This window comes from Mycobacterium sp. IS-1264 (assembly GCF_001954195.1).
In the GTDB taxonomy this organism is placed as follows: Bacteria; Actinomycetota; Actinomycetes; order Mycobacteriales; family Mycobacteriaceae; genus Mycobacterium.
In genome coordinates, this window is sequence record NZ_MBES01000080.1 from 22,209 (window position 1) to 43,745 (window position 21,537).

The window sequence follows — 21,537 nt, forward strand, 5'->3', positions numbered from 1 at the left end:
GGCCCGCGAATGCTTTTAGGAGAATTGACATTGTGAGTGTGCCCGCCCGGCCCGTGCCGCTGTTCGCGGACATCAACGACGTATCGCGACGGCTGGCCGAAACCGGTTATCTGCCGGACACGGCCACCGCCACGGCCGTGTTCCTGGCCGATCGACTCGGCAAGCCGCTTCTGGTGGAAGGCCCAGCCGGAGTGGGAAAGACCGAGCTGGCCCGCGCCGTCGCCCAGGCCACCGGGTCAGGCTTGGTTCGGCTGCAGTGCTACGAGGGCGTCGACGAGGCGCGGGCGCTGTACGAGTGGAACCACGCCAAGCAGATTCTGCGGATTCAGGCCGGCTCCGGAGACTGGGATGCGACCAAGAGCGACGTGTTCAGCGAGGAGTTCCTGCTGTCCCGGCCGCTGCTAACCGCCATTCGGCGCACCGAGCCGACCGTGTTGCTGATCGACGAGACCGACAAGGCCGACATCGAGATCGAGGGCCTGCTGTTGGAGGTGCTATCCGACTTCGCGGTGACCGTGCCGGAACTGGGCACACTGACGGCCGAGCGGGCGCCGTTCGTGTTGCTCACCTCCAACGCCACGCGTGAACTGTCGGAAGCGCTCAAGCGCCGCTGCCTGTTCTTGCACATCGACTTTCCCAGCCCCGACCTGGAACGGCGCATCTTGTTGTCCCGAGTCCCCGAGTTGCCCGCGCACCTCGCCGAGGAATTGGTGCGCATCATCGGTGTGCTGCGCGGGATGCAGCTCAAGAAAGTGCCGTCCATCGCCGAAACCATCGACTGGGGCCGCACGCTGCTCGCGCTGGGCCTGGACACCATCGACGACGCGGTAGTCGCCCAAACGCTCGGCGTGGTCCTCAAGCACCAATCCGACCAACAACGCGCCAGTGGCGAGTTGCGGCTGAACTAGGAAACACCGATGGCCGTCCGCCGCATCCGCCCTACCAGACCGCTCGCCCCGCACGGGCTACCCGGCCATCTGGTCGGCTTCGTGGAAGCGCTTCGCGGACAGGGAATTTCGGTGGGCCCGTCGGAGACGGTGGACGCGGGCCGGGTGATGGCCACCCTTGGGCTGGGTGATCGCGAGGTGCTGCGCGAAGGTATCGCCTGCGCGGTGTTGCGCCGCCCCGATCACCGCGAAACCTATGACGCCATGTTCGACCTGTGGTTTCCCCCGGCGTTGGGGGCGCGCGCGGTGGTCACCGAGGACGAGGCCGGCGACGCAACGGCCGACGACTCCCTGCCGCCCGACGATGTTGAGGCGATGCGCCAGATGCTGCTGGACCTGCTCACCGAGAATCCCGAGCTCGGCGACATGGACGAGCGCCTGGTCGCGATGATCGCGCGGATCGTCGAGGCCTACGGCAAATACAGTTCCAGCCGCGGCCCGTCGTTCTCGTCGTACCAGGCGCTCAAGGCGATGGCGCTGGACGAGCTGGAAGGCAAGCTGCTGGCCGGACTTCTCGCCCCCTACGGCGACGAGCCCACGCCCACCCAGGAGCAGATCGCCAAAGCGCTTGCCGCGCAGCGGATCACCCAGCTGCGCAAGCTGGTCGACGCCGAGACCAAGCGGCGCACCGCCGAGCAACTCGGCCGCGACCACGTCCAGATGTACGGCATTCCACAGCTTTCCGAGAACGTCGAGTTCCTGCGCGCCTCCGGCGATCAGCTACGCCAGATGCAGCGGGTGGTGGCTCCGCTCGCCCGCACCCTCGCGACCCGGCTCGCGGCCCGTCGGCGCCGCGCCCGCGCCGGGTCGATCGATCTGCGTAAAACGCTGCGCAAGTCGATGTCCACCGGCGGTGTGCCGATCGACGTGGTGTTGGCCAAACCGCGACCGGCCCGCCCGGAATTGGTCGTGCTGTGCGACGTGTCGGGTTCGGTCGCCGGGTTCAGCCACTTCACCCTGTTGCTGGTACACGCGTTGCGCCAACAGTTTTCGCGCGTCCGGGTATTTGCCTTCATCGACACCACCGACGAGGTGACCCACATGTTCGGGCCGGAAGCCGACCTGGCTGTCGCGATCCAGCGGATCACCCGGGAGGCGGGCGTATACAGCCGCGACGGTCATTCCGACTACGGCAACGCTTTCGTTTCTTTCCTGCAGGCGCATCCGAATGTGCTCTCGCCGCGCAGTTCCCTGCTGGTGCTCGGGGACGGCCGCACCAACTACCGTGACCCGGCCATCGACGTGCTGACCGACATGGTGACCGCCAGCCGGCACGCGCACTGGCTCAACCCCGAGCCCAAACACCTGTGGGGTAGCGGCGACTCGGCGGTGCCGCGCTACCAAGAGGTGATCACGATGCACGAGTGCCGGTCCGCCAAGCAGCTGGCCGCGGTGATCGACCAGCTGCTTCCCGTCTGACTTGCTGGGGGAGCGTGGCCGCGAGCTGCGGAATCGGCCCTGGTCGCGCGCTCAAGTAAGCTGGCAAACCGTGCAAAAGCAGCTGCGCAGGCTCGGCGTGATGGGCGGGACGTTCGATCCCATCCATTACGGTCACCTGGTTGCTGCCAGCGAGGTCGCCGACCTGTTCGATCTCGACGAAGTGGTGTTCGTGCCCAGCGGGCAGCCGTGGCAGAAGGACCGGCAGGTGTCGGCCGCCGAGGACCGCTACCTGATGACGGTGATCGCCACCGCCTCCAATCCCCGATTCTCCGTGAGCCGGGTCGACATCGACCGCGCCGGGCCCACCTACACCCGCGACACGTTGCGCGATCTGCACGCCCTGAACCCGGATTCCGAGCTGTACTTCATCACCGGCGCCGACGCGCTGGCCTCCATTCTGTCGTGGCAGGGCTGGGACGAGCTCTTCGAGCTGGCGCGCTTCGTCGGGGTCAGCCGGCCCGGGTACGAGCTGCGCCGTGATCACATCACCGGTGTCGTGGGCGAACTGGCCGAGGACGCACTGACCCTGGTCGAGATTCCGGCACTGGCGATTTCGTCGACGGACTGTCGTCAGCGCGCCGAACAGCACCGCCCGCTGTGGTATCTGATGCCCGACGGTGTCGTGCAGTACGTCTCGAAGCGCGGGCTTTACAGCAAGCCGGGCGCCGAGGGGTCGGCATGAGCGCGACCCCGGAAGCCATCGACATGGCGACGGTGGCGGCCGGCGCGGCCGCGGCCAAGCTTGCCGAGGATGTCGTGGTCATCGACGTCTCCGGCCAATTGGTGATCACGGATTGCTTCGTCATCGCCTCGGCGTCCAACGAGCGGCAGGTCAACGCGATCGTCGACGAGGTCGAGGAGAAAATGCGCAAGGCGGGCTACCGTCCAGCGCGCCGCGAGGGTGCCCGCGAAGGCCGTTGGACGCTGCTGGATTACCGCGACATCGTCGTGCACATCCAGCATCAGGATGACCGCAACTTCTATGCGCTGGACCGCCTCTGGAGCGACTGCCCCGTGGTGCCGGTGGATTTGGGTGAGAACGACGACTCGGCGAGCGCGCGATGAGGGTGCGTCGCCTGGTGATGTTGCGGCACGGGCAAACCGACTTCAACGCCGGTAGCCGCATGCAGGGGCAACTGGACTCCGCGCTGACGGACCTGGGCCGCGCGCAGGCGGTTGCCGCCGCTGAGGTGCTGGGCAAGCTGCAGCCGCTGCTGATCGTGTCGTCGGACCTCCATCGCGCCTACGACACGGCGGTCAAGCTGGGGGAACGGACCGGGCAGCAGGTTCGCGTGGATCGGCGGCTACGGGAGACCCACCTCGGGGACTGGCAGGGCCTGACTCACGCCCAGATCGATGCCGAGGCCCCGGGAGCCCGCCTGGCGTGGCGCGAGGACGCGTCGTGGGCGCCGCACGGCGGGGAAAGCAGGGTCGACGTCGCGGCGCGCAGTGTGCCATTGATCGCCGAACTGGTAGCCGGAGAACCGGAATGGGGTGGGGCCGGCGAGCCGGGCCGGCCGGTGGTGCTGGTCGCCCACGGCGGGCTGATCGCCGCGCTGTCGGCCGCGCTGCTGAAGCTTCCCGTCTCGAACTGGCCCGTTTTGGGCGGCATGGGCAATGCGAGTTGGGTGCAGCTGTCCGGCCATTCCGACGACTCCGGCGTTACCGACCTCGAGGGCATCCGCTGGCGCCTCGACGTGTGGAACGCCTCGGCTCAGGTGTCCAACGATGTCCTCTAATACGCGACCGGTGCTGCTGGTCTTCGCGGACTCGCTGGCCTACTACGGTCCCACCGGCGGCTTGCCCTCCGACGATGCCCGCATCTGGCCCAATATCGTTGCCTCACAACTGGGTTGGGATGTGGAACTGATTGGGCGCATCGGCTGGACATGCCGCGACATCTGGTGGGCGGCGACCCAGGATCCCCGCGCCTGGGCGGCGCTGCCCAGGGCCGGGGCGGTGATATTCGCCACCGGGGGGATGGATTCACTGCCCTCGGTGCTGCCTACCGCGCTGCGCGAGCTGATCCGCTATGTGCGGCCGCCGTGGCTGCGGCGCTGGGTCCGCGACGGCTATGGCTGGCTGCAGCCCAGGCTTTCGCCGGTGGCCAGGTCCGCGTTGCCGCCGCACTTGAGCGCCGAATACCTCGAACAAACCCGCGGCGCAATCGATTTCAACCGGCCCGGAATCCCGATCGTGGCGTCGCTGCCGTCGGTGCACATCGCGCAGACGTACGGCAAGGCCCACCACGGTCGAGCGGGGACCGCCGCGGCGATCACCGAGTGGGCGCAAAGCCACGACGTTCCCCTGGTCGATCTCAAAGCCGCTGTGGCCGAGCATATTATGAGCGGACGCGGCAACCCCGACGGAATTCACTGGAATTTCGAGGCCCACCAGGCGGTCGCGGAGCTGATGCTCAAGGCGCTGGCCGAGGCCGGGATATCGACCGAGAAACCACGCGGGTAGCGCTATGTCCGTCGTGGTGGTAACCGATGCGTCGTCGCGGCTGCCGGCCGAGTTGCTCGAAAAGTGGTCGATACGGGTGGTTCCCCTGCACGTCTTGCTCGACGGCGACGACCTGCGCGACGGCGTCGACGAGATCCCCGACGACATCTACAAGCTGCACGCCACGACCGCGGCGGCGACGCCGGCCGAGCTGGCGAACGTCTACCAGGAGGCGCTTGCCGACAGCGACGGTGACGGCGTAGTGGCGGTGCACATTTCGTCGGCCCTGTCGGGCACCTACGGCAACGCGGAACGGACCGCGGCCGATCTTGATCCGGCGATACGGGTGATCGATTCGAGGTCAGCCGCGATGGGCACCGGTTTTGCGGTGCTGGCCGCCGCACGGGCCGCGGCAGCCGGCGGCGACCTGGAGACCGTCGCGGCCGCCGCGACTTCGGCCGTGGGCCGCGGCCACGCGTTCATCGTGGTACATCGCCTGGACAACCTGCGGCGCAGCGGCCGGATCGGTGGCGCCACCGCGTGGCTTGGCACCGCGTTGTCGCTCAAACCATTGCTGCGCGTCGACGACGGCAAACTCGTTCTGGCCCAACGGGTGCGCACGGTCAGCAGCGCGACCGCGACGATGATCGATCGGGTCTGCGGGATCGTCGGCGATGGCCGTGCCGCGTTGGCGGTGCACCACGTCGCCAACCCCGACGGCGCGAGCGAGGTGGCGGCGACACTGGCGCGGCGGCTGCCGGCGTGCGAGCCGGCGATCGTCACACCGCTCGGACCGGTGCTCGCGCTGCACGTCGGCGCGGGAGCCGTCGCGGTGTGTCTGGAACTGCCGGAGAGCTAGGTCCCGGTCGAAACTGGCGGGCCGGCGAAGGGGACTTCCACGCCTTTTTGAAATGACAACGCCCCACTTTGGACAATGAGCGCGGCACTGAGCAGGGCAAGCCAGAGCCAGGCTTCCGCCGGGGCGATATGTACGGACGGACTCGTATAGCGCAGCCCCACGATGGAGCGCACCAAAGCGGCGGCGACGACGCCGACGGTGATGTACGGGACGACCGTTCGGGCAAGTAGCGCAACACGTCCGGAGGGTGACTGCGAACGCCGTCGCCCAATTCCGGCGACCCACACCGCGGCGCACACGACCAAGATCCCCAGCGGTATAGGAATCGCGAGCCGGTTGGCCCAGTCCCACAGCGGTTGAAGGGGCCGGCGCGTTTCCGGATCACCCAGCGAGAGCGCCAGATGCGTGAGCGTGTCTTCGACGAAGAACACGGTAATCGGGGGAACGAAAATCGCCAGGATGAACACGCAGTGCTTGGCCAGCACGCCGGCGGTGCCCGAAAAGAACTGCACGACAGCGTAAAGCAACATATAGATGGACGCCGCGAACGAAACGGCGGTCAGCACCTCCGCGGACGCGGCCCGGCCGGAGATCAGCGCGCAGCCGTTCTCACCGGCAAGCAAGCTATAGCGCAGGGTCGTCAGCAACAGGCCGAGAAACGCACACACCAGCGCGATTCCCACTTGGGTCTCGTGTTCCACCTCGCGCGGCTCCAGCGAACGCGCGTCGGAGCGGCGCCGATAGGCGCGGTCGATCACGAGATTCACGACGACAAAGGCAAAACCGGCGAGGATGCCGGTTAACTGCGCGTAGCTCCTGGCCACGATCGATATGTCGAAGCCAGTCCACAGGAAGCAGGAGTCAGCGAGGTGCACCGTGGCCATTGTCGGGATAATAGCCGCACCGAACGGCCCAGTGCGTCAAGTTCGTCGGGCGTTGTCACCGCGCGGATGGACGACTTGCGGCCACCAGAACCAACGTCCCAGCAGGGTTGCGATCGACGGCATCAACAGGGTGCGCACGATCAGCGTGTCGAGCAACAGACCAATGCAGACGGTGGATCCGAACTGGCCCAACACCCGCAGGTCGCTGCCCAGCATGGACGCCATGGTGAAGGCGAACACCAGGCCCGCCGCGGTCACCACCCCGCCGGTCCCGGCCATCGACCGGATGATTCCGGTCTTGAGCCCGCCATGGATCTCCTCCCTGAACCGGGATACCAGGAGCAGGTTGTAGTCGGACCCGACGGCCAGCAGGATGATGACCGATAGCGCCGCGACGATCCAGTGGATCTTGATGCCGAACAGATCCTGCCAAATCAGCACGGACAGGCCGAATGACGCCGCGATGGAGCTGGCCGCGGTGCCCACGATCACCAGCGCCGCGACCACGCTCCTGGTGAGCAGCAGCATGATCATGAAGATCAGCGTGAGGGCCGACACCACCGCGATCATCAGGTCGAATTTCGCGCCGTCGTGCATGTCCTTGAAGGTCGCGGCGGTGCCGCCGAGATAGACCTTGGCGTCCGACAGCGAGGATTGTTTGAGTGCCTCCTGAGCGGCGGTGCGTTCCGAGGCGACGCGCGAGATCCCTTCCGGGGTCATCGGATCGCCCTGGTGGGTGATGAAGAACCGCGCCGACTTGCCGTCTGGCGACAAGAACATTCGCAGGCCCGTCTGGAAGTCCGGGTTCTGGAAGGCCTCCGGCGGCAGGTAGAAGAAGTCGTCGTTCTTGGAGGCGTCGAAGCTTTGCCCCATTACGATCGCGGTATCGCTCATCGCCTCCATCTGATCGATCATCGCCTTGAACGTCTGGTACAGCGTCAGCGTGATGCCCCGGGTCGTCTTCAGCGTCGCAATCAGCATGGGGAACAGCGCCATCAAGTCGTGTGTCGCCGAGGCGGTGTGCTGGATGTCGGCCGTGAGGTCGTGAAACTTCTCGGCAAGCTGGTCGAAGCCGTCCAGCGAGTCGAAGAGGGACCGAGTCGACCAGCAAAGGGGAATGTCGTAGCAGTGCTTCTCCCAGTAGAAGTAACTGCGCATCGGCCGCCAGAAGTCGTCGAAATCCGCGATGTGGTTGCGCAACGTATCGGTGATTTCCGACGTTTCCGCCGTGGTCCTAGCGCTGTCGTCGGCGGCCTTGGAAAGATCTTGCGACACTTCGTACTGGCGCTGCGTGACGTTGATTTGGTCCTGCAGCAGGTCGGCCATCTTGAGGATGTCGGCCATGCGGTCCTTGAGGAACGCCATGTTTTGCATCGTCGTCTGACTCTGCATGCTGTTCTGGAACGGAATCGAGCTGTGCTGGATCGGAATGCCCAACGGCCTGGTGATGTCCTGGACCATGGCGATGCCCACCGTGCGCATGACGTTCTTGGCCACCCGGTCCAACACCAGCATGTCGGCCGGATTTCGCATGTCGTGGTCGGCTTCGACCATCAACATGTCGGGGTTCATCCGGGCCTGCGAGAAATGCCGGTCCGCCGCCGCTTGCCCGAGATTCGACGGGGCGGAGGTCGGCAGGTAGTACCGGTCGTTGTAACTCGTGACGTAGCTGGGCAGTGCGACCATGCCGACCAGCACGACCGCGGCGCTGATGGCCAGAACCGGTGCGGGCCAACGCACTACCGCGGTGCCCACTCGCCGCCACAGCCGACCCCGCTTGACCGCCCGCTTGGACTCGAAGAAATGGAAGCGACTGCCCACGAACACGACCGCGGGTCCCAGCGTGAGGCCGGCCAGCACCACGACGAGCATGCCGATCGCGACGGGTGCGCCCATGGTGTTGAACCAGGGCAGGCGAGCAAAACTCAGGCAGTACGTCGCCCCGGCGATCGTCAGGCCCGACCCCAGGACGACCGGAGCCACCCCGCGAAATGTGGTGTAGTACGCGGTTTCTCGGTCCTCACCGGCACGCAGCGCCTCTTGATAGCGGCCGACGAGGAAGATCCCGTAGTCGGTGCCCGCCGCGATCGCCAACATGGTCAGGATGTTGGCGGCGAACGTGGTCAGCCCGAATGCGTTGTGATAGGCCAGAACCGCGACGACTCCCCGCGAACACGCCAACGCGACGAACGTCATGAACAGCTGGACCAGCGTGGTGACGATGGAGCGATAGACCAGCAGCAGCATGATCGCGATCGCGCCCAGGGTGAACAGGGTGATCTTGGCCAGGCTCGCGTTACCGATGAGGTGCATGTCATCGGACAATGCGGCGGGACCGGTGACGTAGGCCTTCACCCCGGGCGGCGCCTGATTGCGATCGATCACCTTGCGGACGGCGTCCACCGATTCGTTCGCCTGCGTCGTGCCTTGGTTGCCGGCGAGGTTCAACATGACGTAGGCGCCCTTGGCGTCGGCGCTCTGCGCCCCCGCCGCGGTGAGCCGGTCTCCCCAGAAGTCCTGGATGTGCTGGATGTGTTGGGGATCCTGGCGCAGTTGGCGAATCAGATTGTCGTAGTAGCGATGCGCGTCGTCGCCAAGGGGTTTCTGACCTTCCAGCACGATCATCACGGTGCTGTTGGAATCGAATTCGTGGAAGTTGTGGCCCAGCAGCATCATCGCCTTCATGGACGGGGCGTCCAGTGGCGTCATCGGCGCCGAGTGCGCTTCGCCGACGACTTCCAAACGCGGGACGATGACGTTCACCAGTACCGTCACGAAGACCCAGCCCAGGATGATGGGCACCGCGAAGATGCGGATTGTGTGGGGGAGGGCCGGCCGGTGGCCGCGCGCGGGCTCGGCGGGGCTCTGGGTGCGGATCGGGCCCGTGTCCGCGTCCGCGGCGGTCGTCTGGCTCTTGTTGTTGAGGTCGCTCATGCGGACTTCACCAGGCAGAAGGTCTGGGCGTTGTGGCCGTCGGAGTTCTGCTGCTCGCGCACGACGCCGTCCACGGTGATTTTGCAGCTGATGTTGCTGCCGTCGCTCTGCGCCATGATGTTGGCGCTGACCGCGGGCAGTGTCGTCGAAATCGTGGTGGACCACGGCAGCGGCGCGGCGTTGACCTGGTGCGTGTTGGCGTTCTCGTCCCAGTAGTTGATGTTGGCCGTGGCGCCCGGGGGGCCGGACACCTCGTAGACGACGACCTTGGGGTTGAACTGCACGATCTCGATGCCGGCGCCGGCGTTCGCGTTGAGGTCCTGCGAGCCGAAGATCTTGTGCAGGCGCATGACGACCAGGCCCGAGACGGCGAGAACCGCGACCAGGAGCAGCGGTATCCAGGCTCGTTTCAACATGCGGGTCAGCGCACCGGTCGTTGAACCTGGACTAGTCATCACCTGACCGCCTTCCGCTCACCGCTGGCGGGCCTGCCGTCCCGCCCGAAAGCTCACCACCGTCTTCGGCGACGTCCATTGTCGCCAGGAACCTTTGCTCGGCTAAGTATGCTAACCCTTAGAGGACGGAAGCGTTCCTCCGGGTGTGCCCGGTGTGATACCGGTCTAGCGCGCAACCCGTCCCGTCACCGGCGGCAAGTCCGCCAAAGTCGCGATGCCCGGCTTAGCGGCCACCACCGCCGGGACTGCATTGGTAACCGGCATCGCCGTGTAGATCATTCCCAGACCCATGAACCCGGGCTCGGTCCAATCCTTCGGTGGCAGGCAGTGCAGGACGGTGCGCATATTGGGCAGCCCGAAAACCTGGATGACGTGGCCGTGTTCGAGCGGCTTGGGCGGCACCACGTGGCTGCCCATGACCCAGTTGAATCCGACGCTGACAACGTTGCGGTCGCCTTCCCAGCCGCGGTGGTAGCCATACACGCTGCCGACCGTCCCCCCTGGGATCTTCATGAAGCCCAGATCGGAATCGGCGGTGGCCGCGGTGAAGGTGACGTCGAAGGTCATCTTGTCCAGCTTCGCGCCGATCGCGTCGGCCATCATCGCCGCCGACTCCGCAAAGACCTCGCTTTCCCGGCGAACGCTGTCGGCCAGCCCGGGGGTGTCGGGATCTTGCGAGAACCCCATCGCCGTCTGGGTTTCCGCCGACTCGTAGGTCGAGCAATCCACCGATTCGGTGATCCGGATCTCGTCGACGCGCTCGCAGGAGGCCGACAACACCATGCCGACCATGTTCGTCATCCCGGGGTGCGCGCCGCTGCCGAAAATCGTCGAATTGCCTTTCCGGCAGGCGTCCTCGATGCGTTTGCGGTCTTGCGGCGTCTGCTTGCCGCCGGTGATCCACGCCGCGCTGGTGCACACATTGACGCCCGATCCCAGCAGGCGGACCAGTTCGTCGATGTTGGGCCACAACGGGTTATAGCAACACGCGTCGGGCTTCAGCGCGAGCAGCGCGTCGACGTCGTTGGTCGCATGCACCCCGGTCGGCTCCGGCCAGCCGGCCAGTTTGGCGGCATCGACACCGACCTTGTCCTGCCCATGCGCGTAGACGCCGACCAGCTCCATGTCGGGCCTGCCGATGATGGCGTGCAGCGATCGCCGCCCGATGTTGCCGGTCGTCCACTGGATCACGCGCAACGGGCGGTGTTCGCCGGTAGTGCTCATCGGGTGCTCCTTCGCCATAGGCGCTTCGCGCTCAGTCGCATTCAGTCGCTGATATCGAATCCGGCGACGACCTTGGTCGGGCGCACACGCACCACGAGTTCGCCGGGAACGGCGTTGCGGCGGCCGAATTCGTCGGCGCGGTCGGCGCCCATGTACCGCGCGCCGGTCCTGGTTGTGAACTCCAGCACGTCCCCGGGATCGTCGGTCGTCGTCGCCACACCCTGCACCTGTACGAACGAATAGGGCGGGTGGGGGTCGTCGACGCAGATGGCGACTCGCGAATCACGTGCCAGGGCACGGCCTTTCGACGTGTCACGGCCGGTGGTGAACACCAATTCGCCGCCGTCGACGACAAACCACACCGGCGCGACCAGCGGCCTGCCGTCGGCCGCAACGTAACCCAGCATCCCGGTGCGGGTGCCGGCCGACAGGAACTCGACGACCCGGTCTGACAGCTCCGGCTTTTCGGCCATCACGCTAGAGCCGAGCCAGGTCGTAGTCGGCGATGTGGTCGATGAGCACGTGCAGGTGGTCCTGCGAGGAGCCCAGCGTGTGCTCGATCGCGGTGAGCCGGGCCGCGTAGTGGGCGACCGGATACTCGGCGGTCATGCCGATGCCGCCGTGCAGCTGGATGGACTCCTGCGCGATGTGCCGTGCGGACCGGCCGATCTGCAGCTTGGCGCGCGAGGCGATCACCGGGTCGAGGTTGCCGTCGGCGATCGACATCGCGGCGTAGAAGCTCATGCTGCGGGCCAACTCCAGCGACACATACATGTCCGCGGCGCGCTGGGTGAGCGCCTGAAATTTATTGAGCGTGACGCCGAATTGCTTGCGGCTCTTGAGGTAATCGGTGGTCAGACGCAGCGCTTCCTCCATCGCACCGACGGCTTCGCAGCACAACGCCGACTGGATGCGGACAAGCGCGTCGAGGATGGCGGGCGAGGCGTCCACCGCGTCGCCGAGGGGCTCGGCGGGCGCGGCCTCCAGGTCGATCTGGGCGCCGCGCTGGCCGTCAAAGGTCGGGTACGGGTGCCGGGTGACCGCATCGCCGTCGACCAGGAACAATCCAGTTCCGCCGTCGGGCAATGCGGCGCTGACCACCAGCTTGTCGGCGCAGTCGCCGGCCGGGACCGGGTTCTTCGTTCCGGTCAGGGTCCACGAATCGCCTTGCCGCGCAGCCTGCGTGGACACGGTCGCGGTCGTTTTCCGGTGGCCCGTCTCCAGATGGGCGAACGCGAGCAACTTTTGGCCCGCCGCACCCTCGTCCAGCAGTTGCTTTTGCGCGTCGCTGCCGCGTTCGGCGATCAGTGCGCCGGGTGCCAGGGCGGCGTGCACGACGGGCTCGGGCGCCAGCCGCCGCCCGATCTCGGTGAGCACCACCATGATCTCGATCTGGCCCGCCTCGTCCGGCTCGAACCCGAGGCCCAGAATTCCGGTGTCGGCGAGCTGGCTCCAGACGTCGCGGCTCCAGCCGAGCTCGCTCTCGATGATCTTGTTGCGGCTCTCGGGATCGTAGGTGCGCGACAGGAGGTCGCGGGTGGTGTCGCGGAGCAGGGCCTGCTCGTCGCTCAGCTGAAAGTCCATGGCTGCCTCACAATCCCAGAATGGTGGACGCGATGATGTTGCGCTGCACTTCGTTGCTGCCGCCGTAGATCGACGTCTTGCGGTAGTTGAGGTAGCGCGGGGCGGCCGATTGCGCCCAGGCCGGCGACGCGATGTCGTCGCCGTCGACCGGCAGCGCGTCCGGTCCGGCGACTTCGACGAGCAGCTCGGTGGCGATCTGCTGCAGTTGACTGCCGCGCATCTTGAGCACTGACGATGCCGGATTGGGTTTACCGTCCGCGGAGTCCGTGGTAACCCGGGACTGCGTGAGTTCCAGTGCCAGCACCTCGTTTTCGGCCTCGGCCAGCCGTGCCGCGAACAGTGGGTCGTCGAGCAGTCCGGTCTCGATGGCGTGCTTTTTCACCTCGGCCAGACGGACCTTGGTGCGGCCGACCCCCGCAATGCCGGTGCGCTCGTTGCCCAGCAGGAACTTCGCGTACGTCCAGCCCTGATTCTCTTCTCCCACAAGCTGATTGGCCGGCACCCGAACGTCTTCGAAGAACACCTCGTTGACTTCGCGGCCGCCGTCGATCGTCTTGATCGGCCGCAGCGTGATGCCCGGCGTCGCCATGTCGAAGAGCAGGAACGAAATGCCGGCTTGGCGCTTGGGCGCCTGCGGGTCGGTGCGCACCAGGCAGAAGATCCAGTCCGCGTACTGGCCCAGCGTGGTCCACGTCTTCTGTCCGTTGACGACATAGGTGTCGCCATCGCGGACCGCGGTGGTGCGCAGCGAGGCGAGGTCCGAGCCAGCCTCGGGCTCGGAGAACCCCTGGCACCACCAGATGTCGATGCTGGCCGTCGGGGGCAGGAAGCGCTCCTTGATTTCCTGGGACCCGAACTCGGCGATCACCGGACCGACCATCTTGGTGTTGAAGTTCAGCGGCTCCGGGACGCACGCCAGTTGCATCTCGTCGGCCCAGATCTGGTACTGGGTCGGCGTCCAATCCTTGCCGCCCCATTCGACCGGCCAGTTGGGCACCGCGAGCCCGTGCTCGTTGAGGATCTTGTGGCTGGTGACGATGTGGTCCTTGGTCACCGGTGCCCCCTGGCGCACCGCCTCGCGGAGCTCCTCGGGGATCTGGGTGGTGTAGAAGGTGCGAAGCTCGTCGCGGAACGCGGCTTCCTCGGGTGTGAGCGCCAACTGCATGGCAGCCTCCTGTCGTCTGGGGGTGAAGCCGCGGATGGGTTTGCAGTCCCGGCCGATCGCTTCGGCTTCCTATCTTGGCCCATCGCCCGCTGTGCTTGTGCACAGCCTCGGGTTAGTCCACAAACGAGCGCCGCGACGCCCCGGACGGGGTCGTTGTGGCGGTCGCCGCCCTTACCGTCGCCGCATGCGAACAGAACTGCCCGCCGAGCGCCTGCAGCGGCGGCTCGGCGCCGAGCCCGATACCGATTCGCAGGACGATCCCGAGGATTCCCAGCATGACCCGGACGCGCCGGACGACGATCAGAATTCGTTGCTGCCCCGATGGCTTCCCGACGCTTCCCAGCGCGGCGGCTGGGTCGCAAGGCTGCGCGCCGATCCCGGCCGCGCCGGTGCCATCGCGATGGCGGTGGTCGCCGCGCTGGCCGTGCTGGTCACGATATTCACGTTGGTGCGCGATAGGCCCGCGCCGGTGATGTCCGCCAAGCTTCCTCCGGTCGAGAAGGCGTCCACGGCGAGCCCCAGATCGTCGGCGGGTCCGGTCGCGGGCCAGCCGGCGGGCGATCGGCCCTGCGTGGTCAGCGTCGTCGGCCTGGTCCGCACCCCCGGGCTGGTCACGCTGGCGCCCGGCGCGCGGATCGCCGATGCGCTGCAGGCCGCCGGCGGTGCGGTGGACGGTGCGGACACCATCGGATTGAACATGGCCCGTCCGGTCGGCGACGGCGAACAGATCGTGGTCGGGCTGGCGCCGATCTCGGGGCGGCCGACGGCTCTCGGCAGCTCGGTGGCCTCCGGCTCAACGCCAACGCCCGGGACGCCGGCACCGGTTTCGGGATCGGCCAAGCCGAAACCGGGGCAGGCGCTCGACCTCAACACCGCGAGCGTGGAGCAGCTAGACGCCCTGCCCGGGGTCGGGCCCGTCACCGCCGCCGCGATCGTGGCGTGGCGGCAGGCCAACGGCAAGTTCACCAGCGTCGACCAGCTCGCCGACGTCGACGGTATCGGCCCGGCGCGGCTGGAAAAGCTGCGTGCCCTGGTCCGCGTCTGACACCGCAGGCCTCGACGGATCGCCACTGGCGCACCTCGATGTCCGCTTGGTCCCGGCCGCCGTCACGGGATGGACGGTCACCGCCGCCGGGATCGTGTGGCCGGTCGGCCGGGCGCTGGCTTGCTGCTGCGTCGTGCTGGTTGCCGCCTCGTGTGCGCTGCTGTGCGTGGCGCGCAGGCACGCGCGCCTGCGGGCGATCGGCGCCGGCGTGCTGGCGATCGGTGTCGTGGGTGCGGGCTTCGGGCTGGCGATTGCCCTGCGCACGGACGCGGTGGCGCGCCATCCCGTCGCCGCGGCGTTCGGCGCTGCCGCGCCGGTGACGGTTACTCCAACCGAGAGCCCGCGCCCGGTGGGCCGGGGCAGGCTGATGTTTCGCGCCACCTTGCGGCAGCTGCGCACCGACGAAATGTCGGGCCGAGTAGTCGTTTTCGCGCGTACGTCGGACTTCGGTGGTGTGATGGCCGGCCAGCCGGTGCGTTTCACCGCGCGCATCAACCGTCCGGCCCGTCATGATCTGACGGTCGCCGTGCTCAACGCGACGGGCCGCCCGACGATGGGCGAGGCCGGCGCGGCGCAGCGAGCCGCTCACACTGTGCGCACGCGGTTCGCCGCCGCCGCCCGCGATGCTCTGCCCGCGGAGCAGGCCGCGATGCTGCCCGCCCTGGTCCTCGGCGACACCGCGGCGGTGAACGCGGAGACCACTCGCGACTTTCGCGCCGCCGGCATGACGCACCTGACCGCGGTATCGGGGGCCAACGTCACGATCGTGTGCGGGGCGGTGCTGTTCTCGGCCCGGCTGATCGGCCCGCGCGCGGCCGTGGCGCTGGCCGCGGTGGCACTGGTCGCCTTCGTCATCGTCGTCCAACCGACGCCGAGCGTGTTGCGCGCGGCCGTGATGGGTGCCATCGCGCTGGCGGGGGTCCTGTCGTCGCGCCGGCGGCAAGCGATTCCGGCCCTCTCGGCGGCGGTGCTGATACTGCTGACCGTCGCCCCCCACCTTGCCGTCGACGTGGGCTTCGCGCTGTCGGTGCTGGCGACGGCCGCGCTGGTCGTCATCGCGCCAGTCTGGTCGCGGCGCCTCGCCGCAAGAGGCTGTCCCAAGCCGCTGGCCGATGCGCTCGCGGTGGCGTGTGCCGCGCATGCGGTGACCGCGCCGCTGGTCGCCGCCATTTCGGGGCGGCTCAGCCTGGTCGCCGTGGTCGCGAATCTCGCGGCCGCGCCGGCGATAGCGCCGATCACGGTGCTGGGTAGCGCGGCGGCGGTCTTGTGCATGTCGTGGCCAGCCGGCGCCGAACTGTTGATCCGATTCGCCGGCCCCGAGCTCTGGTGGGTGCTGAGCGTGGCGCGCTGGGCGGCCGAGGTTCCCGCGGCGACCGTGCCCGTTCCGTCCGGCGTGGCCGGCGTGCTGATCGTCGGCGGCGCCACCGTCATGGTCGTCCTGCTGACGCGGGTGTTGTGGCGGTGGCACGGGTTTCGCGTGGCGGTCGTGGCGGGCGCCGCGCTCGCCGTGTGGGTGGCGGCCTGGTCGCTGTCGGGACTAATGGCGATTCCAAGCGCGGCGTAGCCGGGCGTGGCGGGTCACCATCATCGGACTGGGCGGACCCTAGTCGGACCCACGTGACACCATCGTGGGGTGAGCGAGCCTGCGCCGTTGCACCTGGTCCTGGGAGACGAGGAACTGCTGGTCGAGCGGGCGGTGGCCGACGTGCTGCGGTCGGCGCGGCAGCGTGCGGGCGCCGACTCGGGGGCCAATGACGTGCCGGTCAGCCGGATGCGGGCCGGCGACGTCAGCACCTACGAACTCGCCGAGTTGCTGAGCCCGTCACTGTTCGCCGACGAGCGCATCGTCGTGCTGGAGGCCGCGGGCGACGCGGGCAAGGACGCGGCCGCGATGATCGCCGCGGCCGCCGCCGACATCCCGGCGGGCACGGTGCTGGTCGTGGTGCACTCAGGCGGCGGGAGGGCCAAGGCGCTGGCCGGCGAGCTGCAAAAGCTCGGTGCGCAGGTACATCCCTGCGCGCGGATCACCAAACTCAGCGAGCGGATCGACTTCATCCGCAAGGAGTTCCGCGCGCTGCGCATCAAAGTCGACGAGGAGACGGTGACCGCCCTGCTCGACGCAGTCGGATCCGACGTGCGCGAACTGGCCTCGGCCTGTTCGCAGCTGGTCGCCGACACCGGCGGTGCCGTCGATGCGGCCGCGGTGCGCCGCTATCACAGCGGCAAAGCGGAGGTGAAAGGGTTCGACATCGCCGACAAGGCGGTGGCCGGCGACATCGAAGGAGCCACAGAGGCGCTGCGCTGGGCGATGATGCGCGGCGAGCCCCTGGTGGTCCTGGCCGACGCCCTGGCCGAGGCCGTGCACACCATCGGCCGGGTCGGGCCGCTGTCCGGCGACCCCTACCGCCTTGCGGCACAGCTGGGGATGCCGCCCTGGCGGGTACAGAAGGCGCAGAAACAGGCCCGGCGCTGGTCGCGCGACACGGTGGCGGTCGCGATGAAAGTGGTGGCGGAACTCAACGCCAACGTCAAGGGCGCCGTCGCGGACGCCGACTACGCGCTGGAATCCGCGGTCAGGCAGGTCGCCGAGCTGGTGGCCGACCGCGGCCGGTGAGCGGCGTCGGGCTCAGAGCTTGTTCAGGGCCTTGGCCAGTGCGGACTTCTTGTTGGCCGCCTGGTTCTTGTGGATAACGCCCTTGCTGGCCGCCTTGTCCAGCTTGCGGTTGGTCGACACCAGCAACTCCGCGGCCTTGTCCTTGTCGCCGGCGTCGGTGGCCTCGCGGAACGCGCGCACGGCAGTGCGCAGCGAAGACTTCACCGACTTGTTGCGCAGGCGGGCGCGCTCGTTCGTGCGATTGCGCTTCTGCTGCGACTTTATGTTGGCCACGCGTTGTTTCCTTCTTAGATTCGGTGTTGGCTTGAGGCGCCCGATGTACCCGGCGGCGATTGCCCAGGTTATCAGTCGGTTACGTTTTCTCCCAAAAGGGGAAACCGTGACCTGCCGCAACGTCAATTTGAGGCAGCATCTGAAAAGTGAGTTTTACGAGCCAGCTTGAGGAGACCAGGCAGAGGTCGCGCGGCCCGGCGCGACCGCAGGCACGCTCCGAGCGCATCTTCGGCGGATACAACCACACGGACGCCTACGCGATGGCCTTCGACGAGATGTTCGACGCCGCGGGCAACGTCCGCGGCCCGTACAAGGGCATCTACGCCGAGCTCGCGCCGTCGGACGTCTCGGATCTCATGGCCAGGTCCGAAGCGCTGGCCCGGGCGTTCCTCGACCAGGGCATCACGTTTTCGCTGTCGGGTCAGGAGCGGCCCTTCCCGCTGGACCTGGTGCCGCGGGTGATCTCGGCCGCGGAGTGGAGCCGGCTGGAGCGCGGCATCACCCAGCGGGTCAAAGCCCTCGAGCTGTATCTCGACGATATCTACGGCGACCAGGAGATCCTGAACGACGGCGTCATCCCGCGCCGGCTGGTCACATCGTGCGAGCACTTTCACCGCCAGGCCGTGGGCATCGTCCCGCCCAACGGCGTGCGAATCCACGTCGCCGGCATCGACCTGATCCGCGACGAGAAGGGCAATTTCCGCGTCCTGGAGGACAACCTGCGCTCCCCCTCGGGGGTGTCATACGTCATGGAGAACAGGCGCACCATGGCGCGGGTTTTCCCGAACTTGTTCGCCACCCATCGCGTGCGTGCCGTCGACGACTACTCCTCGCATCTATTGCGCGCGCTGCGCAACTCCGCGGCCACCAACGAGGCGGACCCGACGGTCGTCGTGCTGACTCCCGGGGTCTACAACTCGGCGTACTTCGAGCATTCGCTGCTGGCGCGGCAGATGGGCGTCGAGCTGGTCGAGGGCCGCGACCTGTTCTGCCGCGACAACCAGGTGTACATGCGCACCACCGAGGGCGAGCGCCAGGTCGACGTCATCTATCGGCGCATCGACGACGCCTTCTTGGACCCGCTGCAGTTCCGCGCCGACTCGGTGCTGGGGGTGGCGGGTTTGGTCAACGCGGCCCGGGCCGGCAACGTCGTCATCTCCAGCGCGATCGGCAACGGCGTCGGCGACGACAAGCTGGTCTACACCTACGTGCCCACCATGATCGAGTACTACCTGGGCGAGAAGCCGCTGCTGGCCAACGTGGAGACCTACCGGTGCTGGCTGGACGACGAGCGGGAAGAGGTGCTCGACCGGATCGACGAGTTGGTCGTCAAGCCGGTCGAGGGGTCCGGCGGCTACGGCATCGTGTTCGGACCCGAGGCCTCCGAGAAGGAGCTGGCGGCGGTCAGCAAGAAGATTCGCGACGATCCCCGAAGCTGGATCGCCCAACCGATGATGGAGCTGTCCACGGTCCCGACCCAGATCGACGACGAACTGGCGCCCCGCTATGTCGACCTGCGGCCGTTCGCGGTCAACGACGGCGACGACGTGTGGGTGCTGCCGGGTGGGCTGACCCGGGTGGCGCTGGTCGAGGGGTCGCGGGTGGTGAACTCCAGCCAGGGGGGTGGCTCCAAGGACACCTGGGTGCTCGCGCCGCGCGCCGCGGCCGTCGCGAGGGAGCTGGGCGCCGCCGAGGTGGTGCGTTCGCTGCCGACATCCATCCCCGACCCGGCTCCGGACGGGTCACGGGCGCAACAGCCGCTGCAGGTCGAACAGCCGCAGGACGAGCAGCCGCAGCAACAGCAGCAACAACAGCAGCAGCAACGACAGAAGGCGATCCGCTGATGCTGGCCCGCAACGCCGAGGCGCTGTATTGGATCGGTCGCTACGTCGAGCGGGCGGACGACACGGCGCGCATCCTCGACGTCGCGCTGCACCAACTGCTCGAGGATTCCAGCGTCGATCCCGATCAGGCGTCACGCTTGCTGCTGCGCGTCCTCGGTATCGAGCCCCCGGACCACGACCTGGATGTGTGGTCGCTGACCGACCTCGTCGCCTATAGCACCGACAACAAGGGTGGGTGCTCGATCGTCGACGCGATCACGGCGGCGCGCGAGAACGCGAAGTCGGCGCGCGAGGTGACGTCCAGTGAGATCTGGGAGTGCCTGAACACCACCTACCATGCCCTGCCCGAACGCGAACGCGCCGCCAAACGCCTTGGGCCACACGAGTTTTTGTCGTTCATCGAAAGTCGCGCCGCGATGTTCGCCGGCCTGGCCGACTCGACGCTGTCCCGTGACGACGGATACCGCTTCCTGTTGCTGGGCCGCGCGATCGAGCGCGTCGACATGACGGTGCGGTTGTTGCTGTCGCGGGTCGGAGACAGCGCGTCATCGCCGGCATGGGTAACGCTGTTGCGTTCGGCGGGCGCGCACGACACCTACCTGCGCACCTACCGGGGGGTGCTGGATGCGACGCGGGTGGTCGAGTTCATGCTGCTCGATCGGCTGTTTCCGCGTTCGGTGTTCTATTCGCTCCGGCTGGCCGAACACAACCTCGACGAGTTGCTGCACAATCCGCAGAGCCGAATCGGGGCCACCGCGGAGGCGCAACGGCTGCTCGGCCAGGCTCGTAGCGAGCTGGAATTCTTGCAGCCCGGTGTGCTGCTGGAGTCACTCGAAAGCCGCTTGGCGGGCTTGCAGAGAACCTGCCGCGATGTCGGAGAAGCATTGTCGCTGCAGTACTTCCACGTCACCCCGTGGGTGGCGTGGTCGGATGCGGGCGAGCGGACCGGATTGGCCACCAGGAAGGGGGACGCCTGATGTGGCGGATGCGGGTGGTGCACACCACGGGGTACGCATACCAGTCGCCGGTGACCGCCTCGTATAACGAAGCCCGGCTGACGCCGCGGTCGGACACCCGGCAGAACGTCATCCTCAACCGTGTCGAAACCATTCCGGCCACGCGGTCCTATCGCTACATCGACTATTGGGGCACCGCCGTGACGGCGTTCGATCTGCATGCGCCGCACGCCGACCTCACCGTGACGTCGTCGTCGGTCATCGAGACCGAAGCGCCGGAGCCGGCCGAGATGGAGGCGGGGTGGGGCGACCTGCGATCCGAGGCCGTGATCGACCGGTTCGATGAACTGCTCCGCCCCACCGCACACACCCCGACAAGCAAACGCGTTGCGTCCGTGGGCAAGAAGATCGCGAAAAGCCATAAGCCCCAGGAAGCCGTCGTCGCCGCGGCCAAGTGGGCGCACGAGGAGCTCGACTACCTTCCGGGTACCACCGGCGTGCATTCGTCCGGCCTCGACGCACTGCACGAGGGCAAGGGCGTCTGCCAGGACTTCGTGCACCTGTCGCTAATGACCTTGCGCAGCATGGGAATTCCCGCGCGCTATGTGTCGGGCTATCTGCACCCCAAACGCAACGCCACCGTGGGCGATACCGTCGACGGGCGAAGTCATGCCTGGATTCAAGCCTGGACCGGGAGTTGGTGGAACTACGACCCCACCAACGACACCGAAATCACCGAGCAGTACGTCAGTGTGGGCGTCGGCCGCGACTACACCGACGTCGCCCCGCTCAAAGGGATCTACTCGGGCGAGGGCGCAACCGACCTCGACGTGATCGTGGAGGTCACTCGGCTCGCCTAGGGGATGGC

At 67.4% G+C, this 21,537-nt stretch carries 21 protein-coding genes; 13 read left to right on the plus strand and 8 right to left on the minus strand.

The window, feature by feature from the left end:
• The first annotated feature begins 32 nt into the window (after window positions 1-32).
• The 7 genes from A5744_RS21470 (at window position 33) to A5744_RS21500 (ending at window position 5,691) form a co-directional block, all read left to right on the plus strand.
• Window positions 33-908 (plus strand): MoxR family ATPase, encoded by an 876-nt coding sequence (locus tag A5744_RS21470; protein WP_076064394.1) that lies wholly within the window; start codon window positions 33-35, stop codon window positions 906-908.
• A 9-nt stretch (window positions 909-917) separates the two neighbouring features.
• A complete protein-coding gene (locus A5744_RS21475) occupies window positions 918-2,366 on the plus strand; it encodes a VWA domain-containing protein (protein WP_076064395.1) in 1,449 nt (482 codons plus the stop codon).
• A 100-nt stretch (window positions 2,367-2,466) separates the two neighbouring features.
• Window positions 2,467-3,069 (plus strand): nicotinate-nucleotide adenylyltransferase, encoded by a 603-nt coding sequence (gene nadD / locus A5744_RS21480; protein ID WP_240563142.1) that lies wholly within the window; start codon window positions 2,467-2,469, stop codon window positions 3,067-3,069.
• Window positions 3,066-3,452, plus strand: a complete 387-nt coding sequence (rsfS, locus tag A5744_RS21485; protein WP_076064397.1) for a ribosome silencing factor — start codon at window positions 3,066-3,068, stop codon at window positions 3,450-3,452. The genes nadD and rsfS overlap by 4 nt, the downstream gene beginning before the upstream one ends.
• Window positions 3,449-4,126 (plus strand): glucosyl-3-phosphoglycerate phosphatase, encoded by a 678-nt coding sequence (gene gpgP / locus A5744_RS21490; protein WP_076064398.1) that lies wholly within the window; start codon window positions 3,449-3,451, stop codon window positions 4,124-4,126. The genes rsfS and gpgP overlap by 4 nt, the downstream gene beginning before the upstream one ends.
• On the plus strand, window positions 4,116-4,853 hold the full coding sequence (gene octT, locus A5744_RS21495; protein ID WP_076064399.1) for a diglucosylglycerate octanoyltransferase: 738 nt from the start codon (window positions 4,116-4,118) through the stop codon (window positions 4,851-4,853). Before gpgP ends, octT begins: the two co-directional genes overlap by 11 nt.
• A gap of 4 nt (window positions 4,854-4,857) precedes the next feature.
• Window positions 4,858-5,691: a DegV family protein gene (locus A5744_RS21500; RefSeq protein WP_076064400.1), complete on the plus strand. Its 834-nt coding sequence runs from the start codon at window positions 4,858-4,860 to the stop codon at window positions 5,689-5,691.
• Here the strand turns inward: A5744_RS21500 and A5744_RS21505 are convergent.
• The 7 genes from A5744_RS21505 to A5744_RS21535 form a co-directional block, all read right to left on the minus strand.
• Complete coding sequence (locus A5744_RS21505; RefSeq protein ID WP_076064401.1) at window positions 5,688-6,575, minus strand: hypothetical protein; 888 nt, start codon at window positions 6,573-6,575, stop codon at window positions 5,688-5,690. The genes A5744_RS21500 and A5744_RS21505 overlap by 4 nt on opposite strands.
• 36 nt (window positions 6,576-6,611) lie before the next feature.
• Window positions 6,612-9,509 carry an MMPL family transporter gene (locus tag A5744_RS21510; protein ID WP_076064402.1) on the minus strand — a complete coding sequence of 966 codons (2,898 nt, stop codon included), beginning with the start codon at window positions 9,507-9,509 and terminating at the stop codon, window positions 6,612-6,614.
• Window positions 9,506-9,925 carry an MmpS family transport accessory protein gene (locus A5744_RS21515; RefSeq protein WP_076064403.1) on the minus strand — a complete coding sequence of 140 codons (420 nt, stop codon included), beginning with the start codon at window positions 9,923-9,925 and terminating at the stop codon, window positions 9,506-9,508. Before A5744_RS21515 ends, A5744_RS21510 begins: the two co-directional genes overlap by 4 nt.
• A 204-nt stretch (window positions 9,926-10,129) precedes the next feature.
• On the minus strand, window positions 10,130-11,188 hold the full coding sequence (locus A5744_RS21520; RefSeq protein ID WP_076064417.1) for a dihydrodipicolinate reductase: 1,059 nt from the start codon (window positions 11,186-11,188) through the stop codon (window positions 10,130-10,132).
• A 41-nt stretch (window positions 11,189-11,229) separates the two neighbouring features.
• Complete coding sequence (locus A5744_RS21525) at window positions 11,230-11,661, minus strand: PPOX class F420-dependent oxidoreductase (RefSeq protein WP_076064418.1); 432 nt, start codon at window positions 11,659-11,661, stop codon at window positions 11,230-11,232.
• A gap of 4 nt (window positions 11,662-11,665) precedes the next feature.
• Entirely contained in the window at window positions 11,666-12,772 is a 1,107-nt protein-coding gene (locus A5744_RS21530; protein ID WP_076064404.1) for an acyl-CoA dehydrogenase, read from the minus strand.
• A 7-nt stretch (window positions 12,773-12,779) separates the two neighbouring features.
• Complete coding sequence (locus A5744_RS21535) at window positions 12,780-13,937, minus strand: acyl-CoA dehydrogenase family protein (RefSeq protein WP_076064405.1); 1,158 nt, start codon at window positions 13,935-13,937, stop codon at window positions 12,780-12,782.
• Window positions 13,938-14,121: 184 nt separating this feature from the next.
• Between A5744_RS21535 and A5744_RS21540 the strand changes: the two genes are divergently transcribed.
• The 3 genes from A5744_RS21540 (at window position 14,122) to holA (ending at window position 17,596) form a co-directional block, all read left to right on the plus strand.
• Window positions 14,122-14,982: a ComEA family DNA-binding protein gene (locus A5744_RS21540; protein WP_076064406.1), complete on the plus strand. Its 861-nt coding sequence runs from the start codon at window positions 14,122-14,124 to the stop codon at window positions 14,980-14,982.
• A gap of 25 nt (window positions 14,983-15,007) precedes the next feature.
• Window positions 15,008-16,546, plus strand: coding sequence for a ComEC/Rec2 family competence protein (locus A5744_RS21545; RefSeq protein ID WP_076064419.1), 1,539 nt, complete (start codon window positions 15,008-15,010; stop codon window positions 16,544-16,546).
• Between the two features lie 87 nt (window positions 16,547-16,633).
• Window positions 16,634-17,596: a DNA polymerase III subunit delta gene (gene holA / locus A5744_RS21550; RefSeq protein ID WP_139331449.1), complete on the plus strand. Its 963-nt coding sequence runs from the start codon at window positions 16,634-16,636 to the stop codon at window positions 17,594-17,596.
• A gap of 12 nt (window positions 17,597-17,608) precedes the next feature.
• Here holA and rpsT read toward each other — a convergent pair whose 3' ends face one another.
• Complete coding sequence (gene rpsT, locus A5744_RS21555; protein ID WP_076064408.1) at window positions 17,609-17,869, minus strand: 30S ribosomal protein S20; 261 nt, start codon at window positions 17,867-17,869, stop codon at window positions 17,609-17,611.
• 146 nt (window positions 17,870-18,015) lie between these two features.
• Between rpsT and A5744_RS21560 the strand changes: the two genes are divergently transcribed.
• From A5744_RS21560 to A5744_RS21570, 3 genes are read left to right on the plus strand one after another with little or no spacing between them, the layout of a single operon-like run.
• Window positions 18,016-19,713, plus strand: coding sequence for a circularly permuted type 2 ATP-grasp protein (locus A5744_RS21560; RefSeq protein ID WP_076064409.1), 1,698 nt, complete (start codon window positions 18,016-18,018; stop codon window positions 19,711-19,713).
• Window positions 19,713-20,690: an alpha-E domain-containing protein gene (locus A5744_RS21565; protein WP_076064410.1), complete on the plus strand. Its 978-nt coding sequence runs from the start codon at window positions 19,713-19,715 to the stop codon at window positions 20,688-20,690. Before A5744_RS21560 ends, A5744_RS21565 begins: the two co-directional genes overlap by 1 nt.
• Window positions 20,690-21,529: a transglutaminase family protein gene (locus A5744_RS21570; RefSeq protein ID WP_076064411.1), complete on the plus strand. Its 840-nt coding sequence runs from the start codon at window positions 20,690-20,692 to the stop codon at window positions 21,527-21,529. The genes A5744_RS21565 and A5744_RS21570 overlap by 1 nt, the downstream gene beginning before the upstream one ends.
• Window positions 21,530-21,537 lie beyond the last annotated feature (8 nt).

Bases quoted from the DNA above. Each gene is read 5' to 3' on its own strand.
- A5744_RS21475 (WP_076064395.1), top strand. From the start codon at position 918: ATGGCCGTCCGCCGCATCCGCCCTACCAGACCGCTCGCCCCGCACGGG.
- nadD (WP_240563142.1), top strand. From the start codon at position 2,467: ATGGGCGGGACGTTCGATCCCATCCATTACGGTCACCTGGTTGCTGCC.
- rsfS (WP_076064397.1), top strand. From the start codon at position 3,066: ATGAGCGCGACCCCGGAAGCCATCGACATGGCGACGGTGGCGGCCGGC.
- gpgP (WP_076064398.1), top strand. From the start codon at position 3,449: ATGAGGGTGCGTCGCCTGGTGATGTTGCGGCACGGGCAAACCGACTTC.
- octT (WP_076064399.1), top strand. From the start codon at position 4,116: ATGTCCTCTAATACGCGACCGGTGCTGCTGGTCTTCGCGGACTCGCTG.
- A5744_RS21500 (WP_076064400.1), top strand. From the start codon at position 4,858: ATGTCCGTCGTGGTGGTAACCGATGCGTCGTCGCGGCTGCCGGCCGAG.
- A5744_RS21505 (WP_076064401.1), bottom strand. From the start codon at position 6,575: ATGGCCACGGTGCACCTCGCTGACTCCTGCTTCCTGTGGACTGGCTTC.
- A5744_RS21510 (WP_076064402.1), bottom strand. From the start codon at position 9,509: ATGAGCGACCTCAACAACAAGAGCCAGACGACCGCCGCGGACGCGGAC.
- A5744_RS21515 (WP_076064403.1), bottom strand. From the start codon at position 9,925: ATGTTGAAACGAGCCTGGATACCGCTGCTCCTGGTCGCGGTTCTCGCC.
- A5744_RS21520 (WP_076064417.1), bottom strand. From the start codon at position 11,188: ATGAGCACTACCGGCGAACACCGCCCGTTGCGCGTGATCCAGTGGACG.
- A5744_RS21525 (WP_076064418.1), bottom strand. From the start codon at position 11,661: ATGGCCGAAAAGCCGGAGCTGTCAGACCGGGTCGTCGAGTTCCTGTCG.
- A5744_RS21530 (WP_076064404.1), bottom strand. From the start codon at position 12,772: ATGGACTTTCAGCTGAGCGACGAGCAGGCCCTGCTCCGCGACACCACC.
- A5744_RS21535 (WP_076064405.1), bottom strand. From the start codon at position 13,937: ATGCAGTTGGCGCTCACACCCGAGGAAGCCGCGTTCCGCGACGAGCTT.
- A5744_RS21540 (WP_076064406.1), top strand. From the start codon at position 14,122: ATGCGAACAGAACTGCCCGCCGAGCGCCTGCAGCGGCGGCTCGGCGCC.
- A5744_RS21565 (WP_076064410.1), top strand. From the start codon at position 19,713: ATGCTGGCCCGCAACGCCGAGGCGCTGTATTGGATCGGTCGCTACGTC.
- A5744_RS21570 (WP_076064411.1), top strand. From the start codon at position 20,690: ATGTGGCGGATGCGGGTGGTGCACACCACGGGGTACGCATACCAGTCG.